At 55.6% G+C, this 22,022-nt stretch carries 23 protein-coding genes and 3 pseudogenes; 19 read left to right on the top strand and 7 right to left on the bottom strand.

Features of this window, described 5'->3' with window-relative positions; all coding sequences use genetic code 11:
* Positions 1-10: 10 nt before the first annotated feature.
* Positions 11-1,381: a pyridoxal-phosphate dependent enzyme gene (locus SK53_RS06070; RefSeq protein WP_045350531.1), complete on the bottom strand. Its 1,371-nt coding sequence runs from the start codon at positions 1,379-1,381 to the stop codon at positions 11-13.
* Between the two features lie 399 nt (positions 1,382-1,780).
* On the opposite strand from SK53_RS06070, the gene SK53_RS06065 reads away from it, so the two are divergent.
* The 4 genes from SK53_RS06065 (at position 1,781) to fumD (ending at position 4,618) form a co-directional block, all read left to right on the top strand.
* Complete coding sequence (locus SK53_RS06065; protein WP_048208794.1) at positions 1,781-2,803, top strand: methionine ABC transporter ATP-binding protein; 1,023 nt, start codon at positions 1,781-1,783, stop codon at positions 2,801-2,803.
* Positions 2,796-3,464 (top strand): methionine ABC transporter permease, encoded by a 669-nt coding sequence (locus SK53_RS06060; RefSeq protein ID WP_048208792.1) that lies wholly within the window; start codon positions 2,796-2,798, stop codon positions 3,462-3,464. Before SK53_RS06065 ends, SK53_RS06060 begins: the two co-directional genes overlap by 8 nt.
* 23 nt (positions 3,465-3,487) lie before the next feature.
* Positions 3,488-4,300, top strand: a complete 813-nt coding sequence (locus tag SK53_RS06055) for a MetQ/NlpA family ABC transporter substrate-binding protein (protein ID WP_003857677.1) — start codon at positions 3,488-3,490, stop codon at positions 4,298-4,300.
* A gap of 108 nt (positions 4,301-4,408) precedes the next feature.
* A complete protein-coding gene (gene fumD, locus SK53_RS06050) occupies positions 4,409-4,618 on the top strand; it encodes a fumarate hydratase FumD (protein WP_003857676.1) in 210 nt (69 codons plus the stop codon).
* Here fumD and SK53_RS06045 read toward each other — a convergent pair.
* The 4 genes from SK53_RS06045 to SK53_RS06030 are packed head-to-tail and all read right to left on the bottom strand — an operon-like array spanning position 4,599 to position 7,662.
* On the bottom strand, positions 4,599-5,285 hold the full coding sequence (locus tag SK53_RS06045) for an amino acid ABC transporter permease (protein WP_022650927.1): 687 nt from the start codon (positions 5,283-5,285) through the stop codon (positions 4,599-4,601). The genes fumD and SK53_RS06045 overlap by 20 nt on opposite strands.
* A complete protein-coding gene (locus SK53_RS06040; protein ID WP_045342720.1) occupies positions 5,269-6,015 on the bottom strand; it encodes an amino acid ABC transporter permease in 747 nt (248 codons plus the stop codon). The genes SK53_RS06045 and SK53_RS06040 overlap by 17 nt, the downstream gene beginning before the upstream one ends.
* Positions 6,015-6,830, bottom strand: coding sequence for an amino acid ABC transporter ATP-binding protein (locus SK53_RS06035; RefSeq protein WP_023324533.1), 816 nt, complete (start codon positions 6,828-6,830; stop codon positions 6,015-6,017). The genes SK53_RS06040 and SK53_RS06035 overlap by 1 nt, the downstream gene beginning before the upstream one ends.
* Position 6,831: 1 nt before the next feature.
* A complete protein-coding gene (locus SK53_RS06030) occupies positions 6,832-7,662 on the bottom strand; it encodes an ABC transporter substrate-binding protein (protein WP_044704414.1) in 831 nt (276 codons plus the stop codon).
* Positions 7,663-7,907: 245 nt separating this feature from the next.
* On the opposite strand from SK53_RS06030, the gene SK53_RS23750 reads away from it, so the two are divergent.
* Together SK53_RS23750 and SK53_RS06020 are read left to right on the top strand one after the other, a co-directional pair.
* A complete protein-coding gene (locus tag SK53_RS23750; RefSeq protein WP_032609053.1) occupies positions 7,908-8,075 on the top strand; it encodes a hypothetical protein in 168 nt (55 codons plus the stop codon).
* A gap of 144 nt (positions 8,076-8,219) precedes the next feature.
* The gene (locus tag SK53_RS06020) at positions 8,220-9,626 is read left to right on the top strand and encodes a DUF1996 domain-containing protein (protein WP_022650932.1); all 1,407 of its coding nucleotides are present in this window, start codon (positions 8,220-8,222) and stop codon (positions 9,624-9,626) included.
* 56 nt (positions 9,627-9,682) lie between these two features.
* On the opposite strand, the gene SK53_RS23550 is transcribed toward SK53_RS06020, so the two are convergent.
* Entirely contained in the window at positions 9,683-9,823 is a 141-nt protein-coding gene (locus tag SK53_RS23550) for a hypothetical protein (RefSeq protein ID WP_003857665.1), read from the bottom strand.
* A gap of 125 nt (positions 9,824-9,948) precedes the next feature.
* Between SK53_RS23550 and SK53_RS06010 the strand changes: the two genes are divergently transcribed.
* Together SK53_RS06010 and SK53_RS06005 are read left to right on the top strand one after the other, a co-directional pair.
* Positions 9,949-10,731, top strand: a complete 783-nt coding sequence (locus tag SK53_RS06010) for an MBL fold metallo-hydrolase (RefSeq protein WP_048208790.1) — start codon at positions 9,949-9,951, stop codon at positions 10,729-10,731.
* Between the two features lie 72 nt (positions 10,732-10,803).
* Positions 10,804-11,439: a carbonic anhydrase gene (locus SK53_RS06005; RefSeq protein WP_003857662.1), complete on the top strand. Its 636-nt coding sequence runs from the start codon at positions 10,804-10,806 to the stop codon at positions 11,437-11,439.
* Positions 11,440-11,467: 28 nt separating this feature from the next.
* Here SK53_RS06005 and SK53_RS06000 read toward each other — a convergent pair.
* A pseudogene (locus SK53_RS06000) lies at positions 11,468-13,062 on the bottom strand (FAD-NAD(P)-binding protein).
* A gap of 596 nt (positions 13,063-13,658) precedes the next feature.
* Here SK53_RS06000 and tssB point away from each other — a divergent pair.
* The 11 genes and pseudogenes from tssB to SK53_RS05950 all read left to right on the top strand — a co-directional run bounded on the left by tssB (position 13,659) and on the right by SK53_RS05950 (position 21,962).
* On the top strand, positions 13,659-14,150 hold the full coding sequence (gene tssB, locus SK53_RS05995; protein ID WP_003856899.1) for a type VI secretion system contractile sheath small subunit: 492 nt from the start codon (positions 13,659-13,661) through the stop codon (positions 14,148-14,150).
* Positions 14,151-14,190: 40 nt separating this feature from the next.
* Positions 14,191-15,726 (top strand): type VI secretion system contractile sheath large subunit, encoded by a 1,536-nt coding sequence (tssC, locus tag SK53_RS05990; RefSeq protein ID WP_032610232.1) that lies wholly within the window; start codon positions 14,191-14,193, stop codon positions 15,724-15,726.
* Between the two features lie 13 nt (positions 15,727-15,739).
* Positions 15,740-17,080 carry a type VI secretion system baseplate subunit TssK gene (tssK, locus tag SK53_RS05985; RefSeq protein WP_048208787.1) on the top strand — a complete coding sequence of 447 codons (1,341 nt, stop codon included), beginning with the start codon at positions 15,740-15,742 and terminating at the stop codon, positions 17,078-17,080.
* The gene (tssL, locus tag SK53_RS05980) at positions 17,077-17,730 is read left to right on the top strand and encodes a type VI secretion system protein TssL, short form (protein ID WP_045347666.1); all 654 of its coding nucleotides are present in this window, start codon (positions 17,077-17,079) and stop codon (positions 17,728-17,730) included. Before tssK ends, tssL begins: the two co-directional genes overlap by 4 nt.
* Before the next feature lie 3 nt (positions 17,731-17,733).
* Positions 17,734-18,321, top strand: a pseudogene (locus SK53_RS05975) (OmpA family protein); the annotation flags it as partial.
* A 94-nt stretch (positions 18,322-18,415) separates the two neighbouring features.
* Positions 18,416-19,087 (top strand): annotated as a pseudogene (locus SK53_RS05970) (type VI secretion system baseplate subunit TssG); the annotation flags it as partial.
* Entirely contained in the window at positions 19,068-19,592 is a 525-nt protein-coding gene (gene tssJ / locus SK53_RS05965; protein WP_003857655.1) for a type VI secretion system lipoprotein TssJ, read from the top strand. The pseudogene SK53_RS05970 and the gene tssJ, both read left to right, overlap by 20 nt.
* Positions 19,592-20,035, top strand: coding sequence for a type VI secretion system baseplate subunit TssE (gene tssE / locus SK53_RS05960; RefSeq protein ID WP_003857652.1), 444 nt, complete (start codon positions 19,592-19,594; stop codon positions 20,033-20,035). Before tssJ ends, tssE begins: the two co-directional genes overlap by 1 nt.
* A 331-nt stretch (positions 20,036-20,366) precedes the next feature.
* Positions 20,367-20,762, top strand: coding sequence for a YdcA family protein (locus SK53_RS23745; RefSeq protein WP_045339057.1), 396 nt, complete (start codon positions 20,367-20,369; stop codon positions 20,760-20,762).
* Between the two features lie 356 nt (positions 20,763-21,118).
* Positions 21,119-21,319 (top strand): cell surface composition regulator GlgS, encoded by a 201-nt coding sequence (glgS, locus tag SK53_RS05955; RefSeq protein WP_022650936.1) that lies wholly within the window; start codon positions 21,119-21,121, stop codon positions 21,317-21,319.
* Positions 21,320-21,491: 172 nt separating this feature from the next.
* Positions 21,492-21,962 (top strand): Hsp20 family protein, encoded by a 471-nt coding sequence (locus SK53_RS05950; protein WP_075262510.1) that lies wholly within the window; start codon positions 21,492-21,494, stop codon positions 21,960-21,962.
* Positions 21,963-22,022: the final 60 nt, after the last annotated feature.

The following is a 22,022-nucleotide window of genomic DNA, read 5'->3' as shown; positions in this document are numbered from 1 at the left end:
TTTGCTCCTTTTATTTTGTCAGGCGGTTACGCCAGGCGGTGAGTACGTCACTGCGTGTGATCAAACCCAGAAAGCGGTTTTCGTCATAAATAATCGCCACCAGGCCACGGTCAAAGATGGCGTACAGGGCGCTCTCCGGGGCCTGCTTATCCAGATATTCAACCTGACGCGTCATGGCCGCCGTCACGGGGAGTGAGAAGCGATCGGCATCTCCCCCGATGTGTCGCAGCAGGTCCCACTCATCGATGATGCCGACGACCTTGTCGTTATCGAGCACCGGCAGCTGGGAGATGTCGTACAGGCGCATGCGGGCCAGTACGGTGGAAAGCGTGTCGTCCGGGGCGGCAGTCACCGTCGCGCCTTCATCGTGGCGCAGGGCAATATAGTCCGAGAGATCGCCTGCCTGCGGACGCGAAATCAGCCCCTGCTGACGCATCCAGTCGTCGTTGAACATCTTCGAGAGGTATTTATTGCCGCTGTCGCAGGCGAAGGTGACCACCCGTTTTGGCGTAGTCTGCGCCTGGCAATATTTCAGCGCCGCCGCCAGCAGCGTGCCGGTGGAGGAGCCTGCCAGGATCCCTTCCGTTTTTAGCAGATCGCGGGCGGTGGTGAACGCCTCGCGATCGGTAATGCGCCAGGCGCGGTTAACCCCTTCGATGTGCGCCAGCGGAGGGATAAAGTCTTCGCCAATCCCTTCAACCAGCCACGATCCGGCATCGTGATGGCGTCCGGTCTCAACCTGGTCCGCCAGCACCGACCCGGCCGGATCGGCAAGCACAAATTCCGTCTGCGGCGAATGTTCTGCAAACCACGCCTGTAAGCCCCCCAGCGTACCGCCGGACCCCACGCCGACGACGATGGCATCGATCTGGCCGTCAAGCTGTTCAAACAGTTCCGGTGCGGTAGTGGTACGGTGCGCCAGCGGATTGGCCGCGTTATTGAACTGGTCGATATAAAACGCGCCTGGCAGTTCGTTCGCCAGCCGCCGGGCATAATCCTGATAGTAGGCCGGATGCCCTTTATTCACGTCCGAGCGGGTCAGCACGACCTGCGCCCCTAACGCCCGCAGGTGGAAAATCTTCTCGCGGCTCATTTTGTCCGGCACCACCAGGATCAGCGAGTAGCCCTTCTGCGCCGCAATCAACGCCAGCCCCAGGCCGGTGTTCCCCGCCGTGGCTTCAATAATGGTGCCGCCGGGCCGTAGCTGGCCCGTACGCTCGGCTTCATTAATCATCGACAGCGCGACGCGGTCTTTAATCGAGCCGCCGGGATTCTGGTTTTCCAGCTTCAGAAATAACGAGCAGGGGCCGGCGTCCAGCTTGTGCAGCTGGATGAGCGGCGTGCGGCCAATCAGTTCGGTGACGGAGTGGTAAAGCGTCATGGTCATGTCCTGTGAAGAGGTGATGACCGGATGATAGAACCATGAAATTTTCTCAATAAAGAACGTTTCACTGCGTTTTAGAACGGAAAGGAATAATCCTTGTGTTTTCAGATGGAAAGACAGCAAGACGTAAAGTTGTCCGGATGTGAGGATGGCTATATCCGCATAAAGTGCTGCAAAATTAGCCAATTTCGTCGGGTGAATGAGACCTGATATGCAAATGGCAGATAATTATTGCCGATATTCATCTAAATGCTTTTCACCCGCCAGTTCGCTGCTTATTCCGCAGAATTATAAGAAATTCTTTTTTGGTCATTTAAAAGCTGATAACGGCTGTTTACTATCTTTTGGACATCCATACTGCTAAACCGCTATATGCGTAACGGATAACGAATAAGAATGATCGTACTCAGCAATATTTCGAAGGTCTTTGAAAACGGAAAGCTGGCGCTGACAGCCGTTGATAACGTCAACTTGACGATAGAGCAGGGACAGATTTACGGGATCATCGGTTACAGCGGGGCCGGGAAAAGTACGCTGATCCGTCTGCTGAACGGTCTGGAAAAGCCCAGCGCCGGCAGCGTCACCATTAACGGTCAGGATATCTCCGCCGCGAAGGGAGAAGCGCTGCGTCAGGCACGCCTGAAAATCAGCATGGTGTTCCAGCACTTTAATTTGCTCTGGTCGCGCACGGTGAAGGAAAACATCGCCTTTTCAATGCAAATTGCCGGTGTGCCAAAAGAGCAAATTCAGGCTCGCGTTGCCGAGCTGGTGGAGCTGGTCGGCCTGAAGGGACGCGAGAATGCTTACCCGTCGCAGCTGAGCGGCGGGCAAAAACAGCGTGTGGGCATTGCCCGCGCGCTGGCCAATCATCCGGACGTACTGCTGTGTGATGAAGCCACCTCGGCGCTGGATCCACAAACCACCGATCAGATCCTCGATCTGCTCCTGGACATTAACCGTCGCTTTAACCTGACCATCGTACTCATTACGCATGAGATGCACGTGGTGCGCAAAATCTGCGACCGCGTGGCGGTTATGGAGAACGGTAAGGTGGTGGAAGAGGGGGACGTACTGAGCGTGTTTACGCATCCGCAGCAGCCGATCACCCGGCAGTTTGTCCGCCAGGTGAGCCAGTACGCGGAGGAAGAGACCTTCAATACCGAACTGGCAAACGATCTGGAAGGCACGGTAATCAGGCTGACCTTCACCGGGCACAGCACGCACAGGCCGATCGTCGGTGAACTAACCCTGCGCTACGGCCTGCCGTTTAACATTCTGCACGGCAAAATGACGCAAACCGCCCACGGTGTTTTCGGGCAGCTCTGGGTGCACGTGGTGGCATCGGATGAACAACTGAACAATATCCTCGCCGACCTGAAGCAAAGCGATATTGAAGGCGAGGTAATCAAGCATGGCTGAACAACTCTTTCCGCACCTGAAGTGGGATCAACTTTGGGCTGCAACCCAGGAGACGCTCTACATGACTGCGCTTTCCGGCGTGGCGACGTTTGTCCTGGGGATCGCGCTCGGTCTGGCGCTGTTTTTAACTGCCCGCGGCGGGTTATTCCACAACCGCACGGTCTACAGCGTGATGTTGATTGTGGTGAACGTGTTCCGCTCGATTCCGTTCATCATTCTCATCGTTCTGCTGATCCCGTTCACCAAGACCGTTGTGGGGACCATTCTCGGCGCTAACGCTGCGCTGCCCGCCCTGATTGTGGGCGCGGCGCCGTTCTACGCCCGTCTGGTCGAGATTGCCCTGCGAGAAGTGGACAAAGGGGTCATTGAGGCCACGCGTTCGATGGGCGCGCGGCTGAGCACGTTAGTGTTTCGGGTTTTATTGCCGGAATCCTCACCCGCACTGGTTTCAGGTATGACGGTGACGCTGATTGCGCTGGTGAGCTACAGCGCAATGGCAGGGGTGATAGGTGCCGGCGGTTTGGGAAATCTGGCTTATCTGGAAGGATTCCAGCGCAACCATGGTGACGTCACGCTGGTGGCAACGGTGACCATTCTGATCATCGTGTTCATTATCCAGTTCTGCGGCGATGCCATTACTTCACTGTTAGATAAACGCTAATAAATACACACAGGAACCACATCATGAAAAAGACACTGACACTGATCGCCGCCGCAACCCTGAGCGCCCTGAGCTTTGCCTCCTGGGCGGACACGCTCACCGTGGGGGCGTCCAATACCCCCCACGCGGAAATTCTGGAGCAGGCTAAGCCGATTCTGGCGAAGCAGGGGATCGATCTGGAGATTAAACCCTTCCAGGACTACATACTGCCAAACACTGCGCTGGCGGGGCATGACATTGACGCCAACTATTTCCAGCACATCCCTTACCTGAACAGCGTGCTGAAAGATCACGCGGGCGATAAGGATTATGATTTTGTCAGTGCGGGCGCAATCCACATTGAGCCGATCGGTATCTACTCCAAAAAATACAAGTCGCTGAAGGATCTGCCGGAGGGCGGCAAAATCATCATGCGTGATGCGGTTTCCGAGGAAGGGCGTATTCTCTCCATCTTCGAAAAAGAGGGCGTGATCAAGCTGAAGCCGGGCATCGATAAAGTGACCGCGCGCATCAGCGATATCGTGGAGAACCCGAAAAAGCTGCAATTTACCCCTAACGTCGAAGCGTCTCTGCTGCCGCAGATGTACAACAACGACGAAGGTGCTGCGGTGGTGATCAACGCCAACTACGCGATTGATGCTGGCCTGGATCCGGTCCACGATCCAATTGCGGTTGAAAGCGGTGAGAATAACCCGTACGCCAACATCATTACCGTTCATCGCGGTGACGAGAAGAAGAAGGATATCGTCGCGCTGGTGAACGTGCTGCACTCCAAAGAAATTCAGGACTGGATCCGCACCAAATACAAAGGCGCAGTCATCCCGGTTAACAACTAATCGACTGATTTTCCAGACGAAGCCCGGCGAACAACACGCCGGGCTTCTTTTTTGTATCCAGCCGACGAATGATTTAAGCTGACGGTTTAGGGCAACGGAGTGATGGCAATGGGCAATGTGACCAAAGACGAAGCGCTGTACCAGGAGATGTGTCGGGTGGTAGGCAAGGTCGTTCTCGAAATGCGTGATTTAGGGCAGGAGCCGAAACATATTGTCATTGCGGGCGTACTGCGTACCGCGCTGGCGAACCAGCGCGTTAAGCGCAGTGAGTTGACCACCAAAGCGATGGAAACGGTGGTTAAAGCGCTGGCCGGCTAACGCGCCAGCGCTTCGCGAGCAGCTCAAGCGAGCAGCAGAGCAGGTAATAGATCACACCCGTAAAGATAAAAATGGCCGCCGGGTAAATTTGCACCCGGTTGTTGACCTGTCCCGCCACCGTGGTCAGTTCAGGAACGTTCACGATAAACGCCAACGACGTATCCTTCAGCAGGCTGATAAAAATCCCCACCAGCGACGGCAGAATATTTCTCAGCGCCTGCGGCAGCAGCACGCGCCACAGCGTTTGCTGCGTACTGAACCCTTGAGAAAGCGCGGCCTCATTCTGGCCCGACGGTAGGGCTCTCAGTCCGGCTAATACCGAATGCATCACCGCAGCCGCGGTAAACCAGGCCAGCGCCAGCGTGACGGTCGTCGCGCCAGGGAGATCCCTGCCGGTTATCAGCGGCAGCAGATACCACATCCAGAATATTACGAAGATCAGGGGGATCCCGCGAATCAACTCTGCCCACGCAAACAGCGCACTGCGCACCACGCCGGGATAGCGCCAGGCGACGCATGCCAGCACAATCCCGCCGGGCAGGGCAAGCGCGGCGGCGCCAGCGGCCATCAGCAGTGAGAGCAGTACGCCGCCGGGTTCTCCCGCAGTCGCACGTCCCCAAAGCAGATAATCCAGGTTTTCGACAATAACGTTAAATCCGGGGATCATGATTTTTCCTCCCTGAATGGGGGCCGAGGCGCACCAGCACGCTCCCCGTCACCATCCCGGTAAGTAAGTAGAGCACCGTACCGACGGTAAAGGCTTCCAGGGCATGGGCGTTATAACTTTCTATCTGGCGAACCTGGTAGGTCAGTTCGGCGAAGCCAATTCCGCTCGCGAGCGAGGAGAGCTTCATCAGGTTAAGGTACTGGCCAACGACGGGTTGCCAGGCGTTAGCGAGCCCCTGTGGCAGAAGAATGTAGCGAAACAGACGCCATGAGGAAAATCCCTGGGCGAGCGCCGCCTCCCGTTGCCCGGCAGGTACGGAACGGAGCCCCGATTCGACTTCTTCAATTAAAAACGCCGAGGTAAATACGCCTAACCCCCAGGCGGAGCATAAAAATTCGGGCGTAAACCACCAGACGTCACCGGGCAAAATGGACCAGCTGTGGTCTGCATTCACCGCGTCACGCAGCTCCTGCGGCAACCCGTTCCAGGCGGCGAAATACCAGAACAGCAGCTGCACCAGCAGCGGCGTATTGCGAAACAGCGATACCCAGCCGCTGACGAACGACGTCCCGAGACGTCCCCCGGAAAGCCGCAAAAGCATAAAGAACAAGGCGAGCAGGCTTGCCAGCATAATCCCCGCCAGCGTCACCCACAGAGTGGTGAGAAATCCGGAGAGGATCCAGTGCAGGGGCTGTCCGGCCAGCACCCCCTGCCAGTCCAGAGCGGGCATTACAGTTGCTCCTGACGCAGCGGATCCAGCACTTTTTGCAGGAACCGCCTCGCACGCGGATGCGACGGTTGGTTGAAAAATTGCGCCGGGGACGCGGTTTCCAGAATGTGTCCACCGTCGATAAAGACGATTCGATCGGCAATTTCCCGGGCGAACTGCATCTCATGGGTGACGACAATCATGGTGATCCCGCTGTGGGCAAGGGCTTTCATCACCAACAGCACTTCGCCAATCATCTCCGGGTCGAGTGCCGACGTTGGCTCGTCAAAGAGAATGATTTGCGGCGACGAGGCCAGAGCGCGGGCAATCGCCACGCGCTGCTGTTGTCCGCCGGAAAGTTCAGCAGGGTAGCGGTGCGCCTTCTCCAGCATGCCGACCTTCTCCAGCAGCGCCAGCGCGCGCTCCTGGGCGGGCAGGGGTTTCCAGCCGTGAACGTGCTCCAGTGCCAGGGTGATGTTCTGGCTGGCGGTAAGGTGGGCATAGAGATTGAACTGCTGGAATACAAACCCGACGCGGCTGCGTAACTGACGTAGCCTGCTGCCGGAAAGCTGTCCGGTCGGCTTGTGGTCGACCAGAATCTCCCCGCCGCTCAGGCTCTCAAGCTGGTTGATAAGCCGAATCAGGGTCGATTTTCCGGAACCCGAAGGGCCGAGAATGGCAACCACTTCACCCGGCATGATGGTGAGATTAATGTCGGTTAAAACCGGATGGTCGCCGTAGCGTTTGTCCACATGGCGAAACTCAACGCTGGCCTGTTCCAGACGTGAAAAATCCGCGGCATTGGCCGCGGAGTGCGAAAATAAACCTGAGAGCATATTACCGGGCTTCTATTTTAAAGTTACGAGGCTGTGGAGCAGGGGTGCCTGGACCGAACCAGACGTCATAGATTTTTGCCGCCTGGCCGTTTTTCTCCAGGTTAACCAGCTCATCGTTAACGGCTTTCAGCAGCGCCGTTTCACCCTTTTTCACCCCCACGCCAATCTCTTCTTTACTGAGCAGGTCGGGCAGGATTTTGAAGTCGGCTTTATCCGGCGCCTGCGCCAGCAGACCAGCCAGAATGGTGCTGTCCTGGGTAATGGCCTGCACGTTGCCATTGCGCAGTGCCGTCAGCGCCAGCGGGATGTCATCGTAAGAGAGGACGCGGGACTGCGGAAAACGCTGGTGCAGCGCCTGTTCACCCGTCGTACCTTTTACGGCGCCAATGCGTGCCCGGCTATAGTCATCAAGCTTGTCCGGTGATTTTACCGGGACCAGGAACTGCTGGCCGGTGACAAAGTAAGGCGTCGAGAAATCAATGACCTGTGCGCGTTCCGGGGTGATGGTGATATCCGCCACGATGAGATCCGCTTTTCCGGACTGTAGCAGCGGAATGCGGTTAGCCGGATTGGTGGTGACCAGTTCAAGCTTGACGCCGAGCGATTTCGCCAGCGCTTTGGCGAAGTCCACATCGTAACCCACGATCTCATGCGTTTTGGCATCAATCGAGCCAAAGGGTGGATTAGCATCAAATGTGGCCACTTTCACCACGCCTGCTGCCTTGATATCCGCCAGCCGATCGGCCTGCGCCTGCGCTGAAACCAGGCCCCAGGCTGCCACTAATCCCAGAACCTGCGCCCGTTTTTTAAACCCTTTCATTTTTGCAGCCATAGTCATACGCCATCCCGTTGTTTTTGTTTTACCCCGTTACGCTCCCATAAGGGAAAGCTATCGCCAAATAAGAAATCGTTCTTTGCTATGTGAAAAAAAGCATGAGTGAACAAGGTGTTAAAGAAGAGAGCAGACGGTGGGGCGCTATTTGCAGATCCTGCACATCGACAGTGGATTTTGATATTTCCCCCCGGCGCAATTTGGGTGTTTAACTGAGGACAGGTTAAGCGAGAAGGGTAATGACGATGAAAAAATGGATAAGCACGTTACGGCGGTTTTTTGCGCCCCGACCAGCGAATGCGGAGAACAGCGCGCAACGTGTTCTTGAGTCAATACTGCCTGTCGCCAGCCTGTATGGCGTGGACGTAGCCAACATCGACCCGGAGTGGTTCCATGATAAAACGTCACGCTGAACTGCGCCGGACGCGCGAAATGTACTGGAATGAGTTGTGCGTGGTGTCTGTAAAGCGAGGATGAAGGGAAAAATACCCAGGCTAATCCTCGGTAATTGATGGCCGTTTTGTTACCACTATCTCCTTTCACAGATGGAGATAATAATGAAACGGACAGTATTAACCCCCGCGCTTTCTGCCACCGCACTTCTGCTTACCATGCAGGCGGCACACGCTGGTCCACAGGCACATGTTGTATGCAGTTATTCCCACACCCTCGGCGATGATGCCATTATGATGTTCGGCATGCCCAACGAGGCTATGCTGCACGATTTTTTTGGTAACGTGCATACGGATGCTTACTCCAGCCGTGAATCGCTGCGTACCCAGGAAAAGACCACCTGCGATAACAAAGCAGACAGCTCGGCCTACTGGGCTCCGTCGCTAAAATTGCCGGACGGAACGGTGGTCAAACCCGCCTATCAAAAAACCTATTATCAAGCATCGAACGTTGACGCCTGGCCGCTGCACCCGTTCCCGGCGGGGCTGTCGCTGCTGGCGGGCGATCACCACGGCACCGCGCCAAATCCGCATATCACCTTTTTATGCGCCAATGGCAAGGGTTACACCACCAGAACGGGTGAAGTCTGCGGCTTACGCAAGGCGAAGGATGCCGTGCAGTTTAATATCGGCATTCAGTTCCCGAACTGCTGGGACGGGGTCAACCTGAAGCCCGCCCACGGCCTGGCTAACGCCACCTACGATACGAAAGGACAGTGTCCGTCCGCCTTCCCGGTGAAGATCCCGACGGTGAACATGAATATTGCGTACGTGCTCCCGACAATTAGCTCTCTGGATACCAGTAAAGTCCAGCTTTCCCTCGACCCCATCATGCATGGCAGTGAGCGTGAAGAGCGGTGGGGTAGTCTGTATACGGCACATGCTGACTTCATGAACGGCTGGACGGAAGATGCCGCGCGCTTTATGACCGACCTGTGCATGAACCGCGGAATGGATTGCGGCACCACCGTGCCGTATGGTTATTCAAAAGCGAAGGCCAACGTCTGGCTCAGCAGCATGGAACCCGCACTTTCACAGCCCGATCCCCAGGTCTTACTGGTGCAGGATAACTGGAAGAACGGTGGACGCACGAAAAACAGCGAAACATTGTCGCTGGTGAAGTTCCACATTCCACCGCTGCCTGCCGGACAGGATCCTGCCCTGTTCAAATACCGCGTAAGAATTTTTGGCGGGAAAGTGGAAACCAACGGCGCGGATCAAATTTTCTTCTATCCGGCGAGTAACGACTGGGATCCGGCCACCGTAAGCTGGCATTCACGACCGTCCTGCAACTACCGCTCGGATGCGGTGCTTTACCTGAACCACTCCCGCGAATACCGGATGGTGGACGTGGATAAAGTGGTGCGTAAGGCGCTGGCAGAAGGGAAAACCGAAATTTCGTGGTATATCGGCGGCGATCGTCAGGGAAATCACTATCAGTTTGAGACGGGCTCATCTCCCCAAAGCCTGATCCTGATGCTGACCGGGTTTAGCAAAACGCCGGAGATCTGATATCGGGTAGCAAAAGGCATCCATAAAAAAGCACCGGGGAGCCCGGTGCTTTTTCTTCAGATCTTGCAGGCATCGCCGCAGTCGTCATCGGCGACAATCGCCTGGGCTTTTTTATCCGCATCGTCGAGACGTTCCGCGTTGCGCTCTTCTGCTTCATCCAGCCCGTTAAAGACTAAGTTATCGAGATCAATTTCCATGTGCCACCTGCGTTATTCAGTTTTTGATACTGGCACAGTATAAGTCAAAAAAAGTGGGCCAGACACCCCTCAGCACATATGGATAATCCCTGCCATACTCAGTGCTTTATTGCTGAGGAAAGCCGATGATTACACTCTGTAAAACCTGCGGTACCGCTTACGATGAACAGCCCAAAAACTGCCCGATTTGCGACGATGAGCGCCAGTATGTCCCGGTGACGGGCCAGGCATGGACGGACTTCGACAGCCTTACGACCACGCACACCAACAAATGGCAACAGCTGGAGCCGCAGCTGTTCAGCATCAAAACCGTTCCCGCTTTTGCCATCAACCAGCGCGCGCTTCTGCTGCGTACGCCACAGGGCAATGTTCTGTGGGACTGCATCGCCAATCTTGACCCGGCGACCAGAGCGTTAGTTGACGCGCTCGGGGGCATCAGCGCGATCGCGATTTCGCACCCGCATTACTACACCACCATGCAGGAGTGGGCCGCCGCGTTTAACGCGCCGATCTACCTGCACGCCAGCGATCGGCAGTGGGTGATGCGTGACAGCCCGGCGATACGCTTCTGGGAGGAGGACGCCCTGGAGATTATGTCTTTGGTGACTCTGCTGCGGCTGGGCGGGCATTTTGCAGGCGGCACGGTGCTGCACTGGCAGTCAGGCGACGGCGTGCTGCTGGCCGGTGATATTTTGCAGGTTACACCCGGAAAAGACGCCGTGTCGTTTATGTGGAGTTATCCGAATATGCTGCCGCTGCCTGCCCGCACCGTTGAGTCGGTGATCGGCCGACTGACCGGGAAAACGTACCAGCGCCTGTACGGGGCCTTTGAAGGGCAGAACATCCCGGTGAACGCAGATGAGATCGTGCAGCGGTCGGGCCAGAAATATATTGCTTGTCTCCGCTAAGACGCGGTGGTTAAATTTTACGAGTGTGATCGCGATCATACCTAAACTAAAACAGATAAAAGAGAAATGGCTATGCAACATATCATTGAAGGTTTTCTCAGCTTTCAAAAAGAGATTTTCCCGCAACGTAAAGAGCTTTTTCGTAGTTTAGCGTCCAGTCAGAATCCCAAAGCGCTGTTTATCTCCTGCTCCGACAGCCGTCTGGTTCCGGAACTGGTTACGCAACAGGAGCCAGGACAGCTCTTTGTCATTCGAAACGCGGGCAACATTGTGCCTCCGTTCGGGCCGGAGCCTGGCGGTGTCTCTGCGACCATCGAATATGCGGTAGTGGCCCTGGGCGTGACCGATATCGTTATTTGCGGCCACTCCAACTGCGGCGCGATGAAGGCGATTGCTGACAACGCCGATCTGGAGCCGATGCCGGCCGTTTCCCACTGGCTGCGCTATTCTGATGCGGCAAAAGCGGTGGTGGAGAAGAAAACCTGGGATAAGCCAATCGATAAAGTGAATGCGATGGTGCAGGAAAACGTCTTTGCGCAGCTGAGCAACATCAAGACCCATCCGTCGGTGGCGGTAGGCCTGCGCAACAATGCCATTCGCCTGCACGGCTGGGTATATGACATCGAAAGCGGCAAAATCCTTGCCCTGGACAAGAACACAAAATCGTTCGTGTCGTTGTCGGAAAACCCGGAAGTCTTCTTCGAGTAATCCGACACCGCAGGGCAGGGAAGCCCTGTTAAAACTCCATGTAAGGTAACTTCCTTCGCACCCCCGACGCAGGTTTTCCAGCCGCTTTCGCCATCGCTTTACCAATTTCAGCGCACTCAGACAAACCCTGAACAAACGGATGATCGTGCATCAGCCAGGGGATCGCCCCAAAAGCGATACGCCCCCGCAGTGATGCCGGCGCCAGCAACGTATAGTCTTCCCCCACGTCCGGAACGTCATCGCCGGTTCCCGCAAGCTGTTTACGCAGGGTGGGGAAGCGAATGTCCTTGTTTCTGAGCGGCTTTTGTCCGCGCGCGTCGATAAACACGTCGAAGCGGTAACTTTTTTTGCCGTGGTGATGACGGTCTGATCGCTGCCGATATCCAGGTCGTAATCATCACCGAGTGCGACCACGCTAATGATCCCTGCCTCGCGCAGCGCCAGTAACCGGCGGATAGACTGCGGTGGAATGGCGGCATAATTATCGATGAACACACGCTCCAGCCCGGATTTAAACCGCTCTCTGTCATGCTCATTGAGTGAAGGGACGATGGCCTGTACCACTTCATGCAGACGAAGCACGGTATAGCGCCAGGCAACGGTGCGTTTTTCGCGCTTGTTGCGCTCCACTTCTTTCAGATTCGCTTCGGCCCAGGTGAAAGGACCATGCTTTTTACGATCCTCAAACCAGGCATCACGGAGCGTGTCGGCATTCAGCGTGCCGAGCGCTATCGCCTGACACCATCGCGGATCGGCCAGCTCAAGCTCTTTCACCATCAGCGCAAAGATGCGGTCAAGCAGCCCATCCGGGCCTTTGTCGATTTCGCTTGCCACCACACAATCCGTTAACACCGACAGTGGTTCATAAGGGATAGGGCAGTAAAAATCGGCCTCCGGCAGAACGCCCGTGCGGGACATCAGCATGATTTTTAGCCCTTCGCTGCCTTTATTGACAACGAACTGCTTCCCGCTAAACCGGCCATGCTGCATTACAACCGCCATTGCAGCGTCCAGCCCGCTGAGGGAGGTACCCATGATCCCCACCTCACAGGCTCGGACCTCCGCGTCCATCAGCCCTGACCATGGGCTTGGGAAATATGCGCGGGTGGTTTCATTTTCATCAGGCCAGACGTGGCCGGTGGCAACAACCGCAAGATCAAACCGCCTTGAGAAAGGGGCATCGTTCACTGAAAGGGCCACGCCGTCTGCATCAGCCTTAATATCAGTGACTTCTGCGTTGGGGTGAACCTCGATATGAAACCCAGCCTTTTTCGCCTCGGCAGCGACAGCGAGAAACCGGTCGTGGAAATATTCACCCAGCAGAATACGGGGCAGAAATTGCCGGTCGTGCAGCTTCTCACTGTCGACGTTATAGCGAGCAAGGCGGGCCGCATTCTGCTGTTTGAGCCAGTCCAGGTAAGTGATGAAAATGGGCGGTATTTCAATACTGGCGATGTTCGCCAGCATCAGCCGGGAATTATCCTCGTCGCTGTAGGGCATTCCGACACCGGGTTGGTCTGCCTTTTCGAAAACGGTGATCGAAAGCGGCGCTGCGTTGTTAAGAAGTGAGTAAAAGGTGTAAATCCCTGTTGGGCCTGAGCCGATAATGGCGATTTTTTTCATCGAAAGCGTTCCTGCGTTTCTGAACCATACAACAAGCGTAGCAGGAGAAAGGCTAAGTCATTCAATGAAGGGAGAAATTAAGACGTTTAGAAGAGGAGATGTTGCGCCCCTTCCTGAATTTATGGGAAAGTCAATTCAATTGACCCTGCTGATTAGATATAATTCTGCCTGATTTTATGAAAGGAATAACTGTTTGGTCCCAGGTTTATCGATTATCTGTATGTGATAGGGGTTAAAAAAAGAGATAGGATATTTAAATATATAGTGGGGCCAATATTATCCTTATTTTTTATAACTGTGAGTGATGGAATAGTCCGTGGCTGGACTATTCCATCACTTCGATAAAGTAACAAAATAATCTGGTAGCCAACCTTTGAGCAACTTTTTGTCAGGCTCACAAAAAGCGCGCAAGGGCATTTCGGTAGGCCGCTACGCGGCGTTCTTTTTTATTCTTATTGGTGGAATATTCTTAAGAAAAGTCCAATTGTAGATCTTTGATCTGAAAAGTTGATTTCAAATGGACATTTGCTCTAATATGGCTTTGTAAAGAAACGTCACTCACTTAACATTTATTTCTTTTAAAGAAAGGGATTGCTATGGCCGATTCATTCCAGAATGAGGTGCCCAAGGCACGCATAAACTTAAAGCTGGCTCTGCATACAGGTGGCGCGCAGAAGAAAATCGAACTGCCGCTTAAACTCCTCACCGTCGGTGATTTCAGTAATGGAAAAGAGAATCGCCCATTATCGGAAAGGGAGAAAATCAACGTCAATAAAAATAACTTCAACAGCGTACTTTCGGAATTTAACCCGGAAGTGAATCTGACGGTTCCTAACACAATGGCCGGGGATGGCTCGGAAGAAAGCATAAAACTGAATTTCTCCGATATTAAGGATTTCGAACCTGAACAGGTTGCCCGCCAGATCCCCCAGCTCCGCGCCATGCTGGCTATGCGTAATTTATTACGCGACCTCAAATCCAATCTTCTTGATAACGCCACTTTCAGAAAAGAACTCGAGAAAATTCTCAAAGACCCGGCGCTGTCTCAGGAATTACGCGACGAAATGAGTGCACTGGCCCCGAAATAAGCGGCATGTGTAATTTAATGGATTAACCGGGAATATGCTGATGTCTGTGAATACTGAAACCGCCTCCGCGCAGGGGCAGACCACCGTACTGGAAAAAGAGGGCGTTTACGCCTCCCTGTTTGAAAAAATCAACCTGACCCCGGCCTCCAGCCTGGGTGATATCAATGCGTTTCTGGATGACGCCGCGCTTTCTGACGCTCCGGCGGGTGAACGCCTGACGGCGGCGATGCAGGTGTTTATGGACTGCATCCGCAAATCCGGTCAGCCGGTGGAGAAGCTCGACAAAACGCTGATTGACCACCATATCGCTGAGCTGGATTTCCAGATCAGCCGTCAGCTGGATGCCGTAATGCATCACCAGGAGTTCCAGAAGGTGGAGTCCCTGTGGCGCGGCCTGAAGCAGCTGGTGGACAGCACCGACTACCGCCAGAATGTGAAAACCGAAATTCTGGATGTGTCGAAAGAAGATCTGCGTCAGGACTTTGAAGACGCGCCGGAACTTATTCAGAGCGGCCTCTACTGGCACACCTATACCGCCGAATACGACACCCCGGGCGGCGAGCCGATTGGTTCCGTGATTTCATCCTATGAATTTGACGCCAGCCCGCAGGATGTGGCGCTGCTGCGCAACATCTCTAAAGTATCAGCTGCCGCACATATGCCGTTTATTGGCTCTGTCGGTCCGAAATTCTTCCTGAAAGACTCGATGGAAGAGGTCGCTGCAATTAAGGATATCGGCAACTACTTCGACCGCGCCGAGTACATCAAGTGGAAATCTTTCCGCGACACCGACGACGCCCGCTACATCGGCCTCGTGATGCCGCGCGTGCTGGGGCGTCTGCCGTATGGCCCGGACACCGTACCGGTACGCAGCTTTAACTACGTTGAGCAGGTGAAAGGCCCGGATCACGAGAAATACCTGTGGACCAGCGCGTCGTTCTCCTTCGCGTCAAACATGGTGAAGAGCTTCATCAATAACGGCTGGTGCGTGCAGATCCGTGGCCCGCAGGCGGGCGGGGCGGTGAAAGATCTGCCTATTCATCTGTACGATCTGGGCACCGGCAACCAGGTGAAAATTCCGTCTGAGGTGATGATCCCGGAGACCCGCGAGTTTGAGTTTGCCAGCCTCGGCTTTATCCCGCTCTCGTATTACAAAAACCGCGACTATGCCTGCTTCTTCTCGGCGAACTCCGCGCAGAAACCGGCGTTGTACGACACCGCAGATGCCACGGCCAACAGCCGCATCAACGCCCGTCTGCCGTACATCTTCCTGCTGTCGCGTATTGCGCACTACCTGAAGCTCATCCAGCGCGAGAACATCGGCACCACCAAGGACCGCCGTCTGCTGGAACTGGAGCTGAATACCTGGGTGCGTAGTCTGGTGACGGAAATGACCGATCCGGGCGATGAGTTGCAGGCTTCTCATCCGCTGCGTGACGCGAAAGTGGTGGTGGAAGATATCGAAGACAACCCGGGTTTCTTCCGCGTGAAGCTGTTTGCGGTGCCGCACTTCCAGGTGGAAGGCATGGATGTGAACCTGTCTCTGGTGAGCCAGATGCCGAAAGCGAAAGCGTAAGGCGGTAGCAGGGATGAAAATTTATCGTCCGTTATGGGAAGACGGGGCCTTCCTGGCCCCGCAGCAGTTCCAGCAGCAGGCCCGCTGGGATGCACATGTGGCCGACACCGTGGCCCGGATGGCGCTGGCGCACCCGTGGGGTGTGCTGTGTGCGGAGTTCGACGAAGGCGCTCTGGCCCTTTCACGGCTGAATGCCACCCGGCTTTGCGTGCGCTTTGCGGATGGTACGCTGGTGGACACAGATCTGGCGGATAACCTGCCGCCGGTCTGTGATTTATCAGCGGCGGGGAGTGATGCAGTTGAAGTGCTGCTGTGTCTGCCACTCCTCAGCGCCAACGGCGGTAATCTGGATGACGGGCAGGACAGTGCCCGTCCGCGCCGCTGGCAGTCTGAACGGGTGACGGTGCAGGAACTGGCCGGGCATGAGCGCAGTGAACTGACGGTACTTCGTCATGCCCTGACGCTGCGGCTGTCGACTCAGGAAAACAGCGCCTGGCTTACCTGCCCGGTGGCGAGACTGATGCGAAACGCGCAGGGGCAGTGGGTACTGGAGCGGAGCTTTATTCCGCCGCTGCTCTCTTTATCTGCCAGCCCGTTACTGCTCAGCGAACTGAGTGATTTGCTGCACCGCCTTGCGGCCCGGCGTAAGCGCCTGATGGCAATGCGCCGTGAAAGCAACGAGCGGATGGCGGACTTCGCGGTGGCCGATGTATCGCTGTTCTGGTTGCTGAACGCCCTCAACAGCGTTGAGCCGGTACTGACGGAGCTGCACCAGGCGCCGTCCCGCCATCCGGAACTGCTGTACCGCGAGCTGGCCCGCCTTGCCGGCAGCCTGCTGACCTTTTCGCTTGAACATGATGTGGACGCCATTCCCCCCTATCGGCATGACGCGCCGGAAACGGTGTTCCCGCCGCTGTTTACCCTGCTTGATAGTCTCCTTGAAGCCAGTCTGCCGTCGCGCGTGATCGCTATTGAACTGAAACAGGGCGAAGACCGGGAAATCTGGCGCGGGAAGCTGCACGACGCGAGGCTGCGTGAAGGGGCCGATTTCTATCTCTCCGTGCGCTCCGCCATGCCAAACCACGAACTCCAGACGCGCTTCCCGCAACTGTGCAAGGCGGGCAGCCACGATGATGTCTCTGAGGTGGTGAATATCGCCCTGAGCGGGATGGTGATTAAACCGCTGAGTCACGTTCCGGCGGCCATCCCGCTGCGCCTGGAAAATCAGTATTTCGCGCTGGATCTGTCCACCGATGCTGCTCGTGCCATGCTGGAAGCCGGGAACTGTACCTTCTATACGCCGGGCACCCTCGGTGAGGTGAAACTTGAACTGTTTGCGGTGCTGCGCTCATGAACGATGCCGACATTGACCTGATAAACAAAACGTTTTATCCGGGCTGGCTGATGGTCAGCCAGTTGCGCAGCGGCCAGGAGGTAAAGGACGGCGAAGCGCTGTACCGACGGGCCTGCCGGTGGGTGAACGCCGCGCGTGAATCACTGAACAAAGCCGGGTTCAGCACCACGTCCTGCGAACATATGCTGTATGCGTACTGCGCCCTGATGGATGAGAGCGTGCTGAACCGGGATAAACAGGATGACGGTTACCGCCAGTGGCGAAAAGACCCACTTCAGGCGCGGTTTTTCCGTACCCTGAATGCAGGAGAAGAGCTATGGGAGCGTATCCGTACGGCCCTGCGCGAACCTGCGCCGGATGTGGCAGTGCTGACCTGTCTGTACCGCACTCTGCAACTGGGCTTCACCGGCCAGTACCGCACGCAGGATGATGAGCGGCGTGAGGATGTGGTGCGCGCGCTCAGTGAGCGCGTACCGCCGTTTGCGCTGACCCAGGAAACGCCTGTGGTGGTCAGGGCATCCCGCCTGCGCAGCGGACGCCGGATGTACTGGCTGGGCTGGGCGGCGGGCGTGGTGGTGCTGGCGGCGCTGTGGTTCACCTTCTCCTCTGTGCTGTCGCAGATGGTGGCGCAGATTGCGGGGCAGGGATAACGGATGCGTCAACTCACCCGAACGCTACTCACACTGTTTGCTGCTGTCCTTGCCCTGTGGCTGGTCGTGGGTTTCTGGCCGCTTTCCACCGTCAGCCGTTCTGTGCTTAGCATCTGTATTCTGCTGGTCTGCGGCGCGGCGCTATGGCATCGGTGGCGGCGTCGCCAGTTCGTCATACCGGTAACGGAGCATGTCCTGCCCCCGGAAGATTTTCAGGGTGCGGTGGTGCTGGCCTGCGGCGATACGACCAGCCTGTTCCCTCCCGATACCGTTTATCGTGAAACCCGTCAGGGCTGGTACATACACGCGCAAAACGCAGAACAGCTGCCGCTGCTGGCGCAGCATCTGGCGGCTGTCCGTCCGGCGCTGGTGTCGCAGGTCTCGGTATTGCTGGCGCTGATACCGGAACAGCAGACGTCGGAAGAGGCACTGGCGCAGACGCTCCGTGGCTGGCGACGCAGTATTACGCAGTGCCGGAACTGGCTGAACGGTGTTCCGCCGGTATGGAGCGTGGCCTGGGTGTCGCCACCTGACCTTCACTCTAAAGAAGAGGCGCAGTGGTTTACCGTCACACCGGAGTTACGGCCAGGGCGGCATTCTGACCGAAGCCGTCCGTAAGCGCCCGTACAGCGTGGTGCTGCTGGATGAAGTGGAAAAGGCGCACCGGGACGTGATGAACCTGTTCTACCCGGCCACCTTTAAGGCCGGCGGCGCTGACAACACGTCACAATACCTGCTGGGCCTGGCGGGGCTGGGGATACCCGGCTGCGCTCAGGCAGCCGGTACGCCGCTGTCGCGATTTCTGGCGCTGCTGCCGGTGATGATGCTGCCGGGACGGACGGCGGAGGGAATGGGGGCGCTGGTGCGGCTGCTGGCACCGGATACGCGCACGCAGGTTTATCACCATGACCGCTGCCGTATCCCGCTGAAGCAGCCGGTTGCGATGAGTACATGCCAGCCGGTCAGCCTGAAGCACCGGCCGGTGATGGGCACGCATGCCACGGATGTGAACGGCCAGGTGCTGTTGCGCCTGAGCACGGACAACCCGGAAGAGATCCGGGGCTGGCTGCCGGGCGGTGACCTGCACGCTGACCTGATGGCGCTGCTGCACGTGTGGCTGGGCGCGCACCTGGATGTACGTATGCAGTTATGCGTTGCCCGGCATTTGCTGCCGGATGCGCGGCTGTCCTGCAATGCGGAACAGATCGCGCAGGTCGGGCGCACGGCAGTGCTGCGTCCCCTTAATCCGCAACAGAACAGAAACGACATTATCACCATTCACCCTGGACGCTTTCAGCGCGTCCGGGAAAACATTCAGCGAAGGAAAAACGATGAAGATGGCGATTACCGCTGGTAAAGCGCTGGCAATCACTCTGGCGACCCTGTTAACCGGCTGCGGTCTGACGCAGAAAGTGACGGATGGCACCGTCGCCGTCACGAAGTCCATTTTTTACAGACAGGTGAAAACTCTTCACCTGGATATTCAGGCGCGCGAAGGGGTGAACAACAACGCGAAGGGGGCATCGCTGGCAACGGTGGTGCGAATTTACCAGCTTAAAGAGCGTAAGGCGTTTGACAGTACTGATTATCCGTCGCTGTTCGCCAGTGACACTCAGGCCATTAAAGCCGATCTTGTGGCGGAAAAGGATATCCGCCTGCGCCCTGGCGAATCGGTGACGCTGGATATGCCGATGGAAGAGAGCGCGCAGGTTGTGGCGGTGGCGGGGATGTTTATGGCACCGGACCAGGTAAATGATACCTGGCGTATTACCCTGACCCGTGACGACCTTGACCCGGATAAGGCGCGGGTTATCGAAGTCAGTAATAATCGTCTGACGCTGAAACCGCTGGAGGGGGAATGATGCCGCGTCCGTCTCTGTATGACATGCTGTACGGTAACTTCGCCGGCGGGCTTGACCTGCACAGTGTCAGTGAGGAGAACCAGCTGATTTTATCAGTACTCGATAACATGCAGCGCATCCTCAACTGCCGCGCCGGTACGCTGGCTCACCTGCCGGACTACGGTCTGCCGGATATGACAAAAATCCTCCAGGGAATGCCCGGGACCGCCCACCAGCTGATTACCACACTGTCGGCTGTGTTGCTGAAATACGAGCCGCGCCTGAGCCGGATTAATGTGGTGATGCAGGAACAGATTCAGCCCGGTGAACTCCGCTACGCCATTGATGCGGAGCTGAAGGGGGTGGGGCTGGTGCGCTACGGCACGGAGTTTATGCCCGAGGGCAGGGTATTAATCCGTCATCTGAAACAACAGCAGTATCTGGATAATACAGCCCGATTGTGAGCCAATTTTGAAATTCAGCACGCAAAACCACCCCACATCTTTTACCGACATCGCGAGGATGCATATTGCAGAGTTTCGCCTGCGAAAATAACCACTTCATGAAAATTGGGCGAGCAGGCAACATGAACGACCAGATATTTATTTTACCCTGGTCAGAAAAGATACATTAAAGAGTTACTTTTCAATGAGTTATTGTAGAGCTTGTGCTGTAGCGGGTACTGAAATATTAATAATTGATTTCTTCGCCATGAGTCATTGCATTTTATCTGGCGAAAAGGTCAATGGCTGAGGGGATACCCTGAGTATGATGACGTCAATCATGGATACAGATATGAAAATGAGAATTCTCCTTCTTACGGTCAGTGTACTTTTTAACATGCAGGCTGGTGCCGCCCGTGGAAGACAGCCCTGCTCTGGCTCAAAAGGTGGCATAGCACACTGTACATCGGATGGTCGTTTTGTCTGCAATGACGGAAGTCTGAGCCAGTCGAAGCGATTCTGTTCAGGTTATGGTGCCTCCGAACTGCCCCGGCAGGTAAAACCCTCCCCCTCCGCCAGGAAAGCGCAGACGAAAAAGAGAATAGCCGTGAAAGGCCAGGAGCAGCGTGTTGTAGAAAACAATGCGCAGTTCGATACACAACCGCGGCAACCTACATGCGCCCCTCTCTATATGGCCAACAAGCCCGGATTCACCCATTTACCCATTTGTTCAGGTAATCAGTATTAATCCGCCAGTGTAAACGTTCTTTGTCTGATATTCGAACTGATAAGACGCTTGCAGGTGGAAACCCACCTGAACGCGCTGGGCGACCTGTTACAGCGTATGGCATTAAAGCACGCCGTTCGCACCTTCCGGATACGTGGCGAACTTACTGCATGGCTGGCGTTTATGTTTTCTGCATGAGTGATAAAAGGGAGGGAAAATCATGACCAGGGCTGAAGAGTTTTGTCGTTCCTGAAATGTGAACACTGGCAGATGGATGCGCACACATCGCTCAAAAATCGATCTTTTTCAGGCGGATACTGAGATCAGAAAAGCATATGACCTTGAACAGTAACCACAGCGACTGGAGGGATATGCTAATGAAGCGACAAGATATAAACGCATTAAAGAATTTTGATTTTCTGGCACGCAGTTTTGCCCGTATGTACGCCCTGGGCCAGCCAGTTGATATCGATGCCGTGACCGGCAATATGAGTAATAAACAGCAGGCATGGTTCCGGGAGCGATATGACCACTACCGAAAGCAGGCTGAGCGGGCGAGAGTAATAGAACTGCGATGATGTAACGAACAACGGGCTTAACGGCCCGTTGCTTTTTTAGGTTCCAGCTACATTTTTGCAGGCTCCTGAGGTTGAAATATTTTGCGGTAACCTCATATAGAAAGCGGGTAAGGAACACCTGCCCATAAGACATGAACTTTTTGAATATTCTTTTTTACTGTTCAGGAGGTACATGATGACTCTCAGAAACTTTCCCGTGTTGAACGATCTCTCCGACTCTCTGTTTGCGGACCGTTTTAACCGTATCGATCGCCTTTTTAGCCAGCTAACCGGCAGTACGCCGTTGCCCTCCACGCCTTCTTACAATATCCGGCGGCTGGGCGATAACCGCTATGAACTGACGCTCAGCGTGCCGGGCTGGAAAGAGAGCGAACTGGAAATTGAAACCGTTGGCGGTCAGCTGAATATCAGCGGTAAACGTGAAGAGGAGAAAACCGAAAACGGCGAAGAAGGGTGGATCCATCGGGGTATCAGCCGCAGCGACTTCCGGGCCAGCTATAGTCTGCCGGAGCATGTGAAAGTGACCGGCGCTTCGCTGGAAAACGGCTTACTGGCAATTGAATTACACCAGGATATCCCGGAAGAAGAGAAACCGCAGCGCATCGCCATCAACAACAACCCAGCGATTGAACATAAGCCGTAATCGTTGACTGACGTTGTTTTCACGCCCGGCAAACGCCGGGCGTTTTGCTAACCTGATGGG

The organism is Enterobacter sp. MGH119 (assembly GCF_001037675.1).
GTDB classification, from domain to species: domain Bacteria; phylum Pseudomonadota; class Gammaproteobacteria; order Enterobacterales; family Enterobacteriaceae; genus Enterobacter; species Enterobacter hormaechei_C.
The sequence above is the reverse complement of the archived record's forward strand: the minus strand, read 5'-3'. Positions and strand labels throughout refer to the sequence as shown.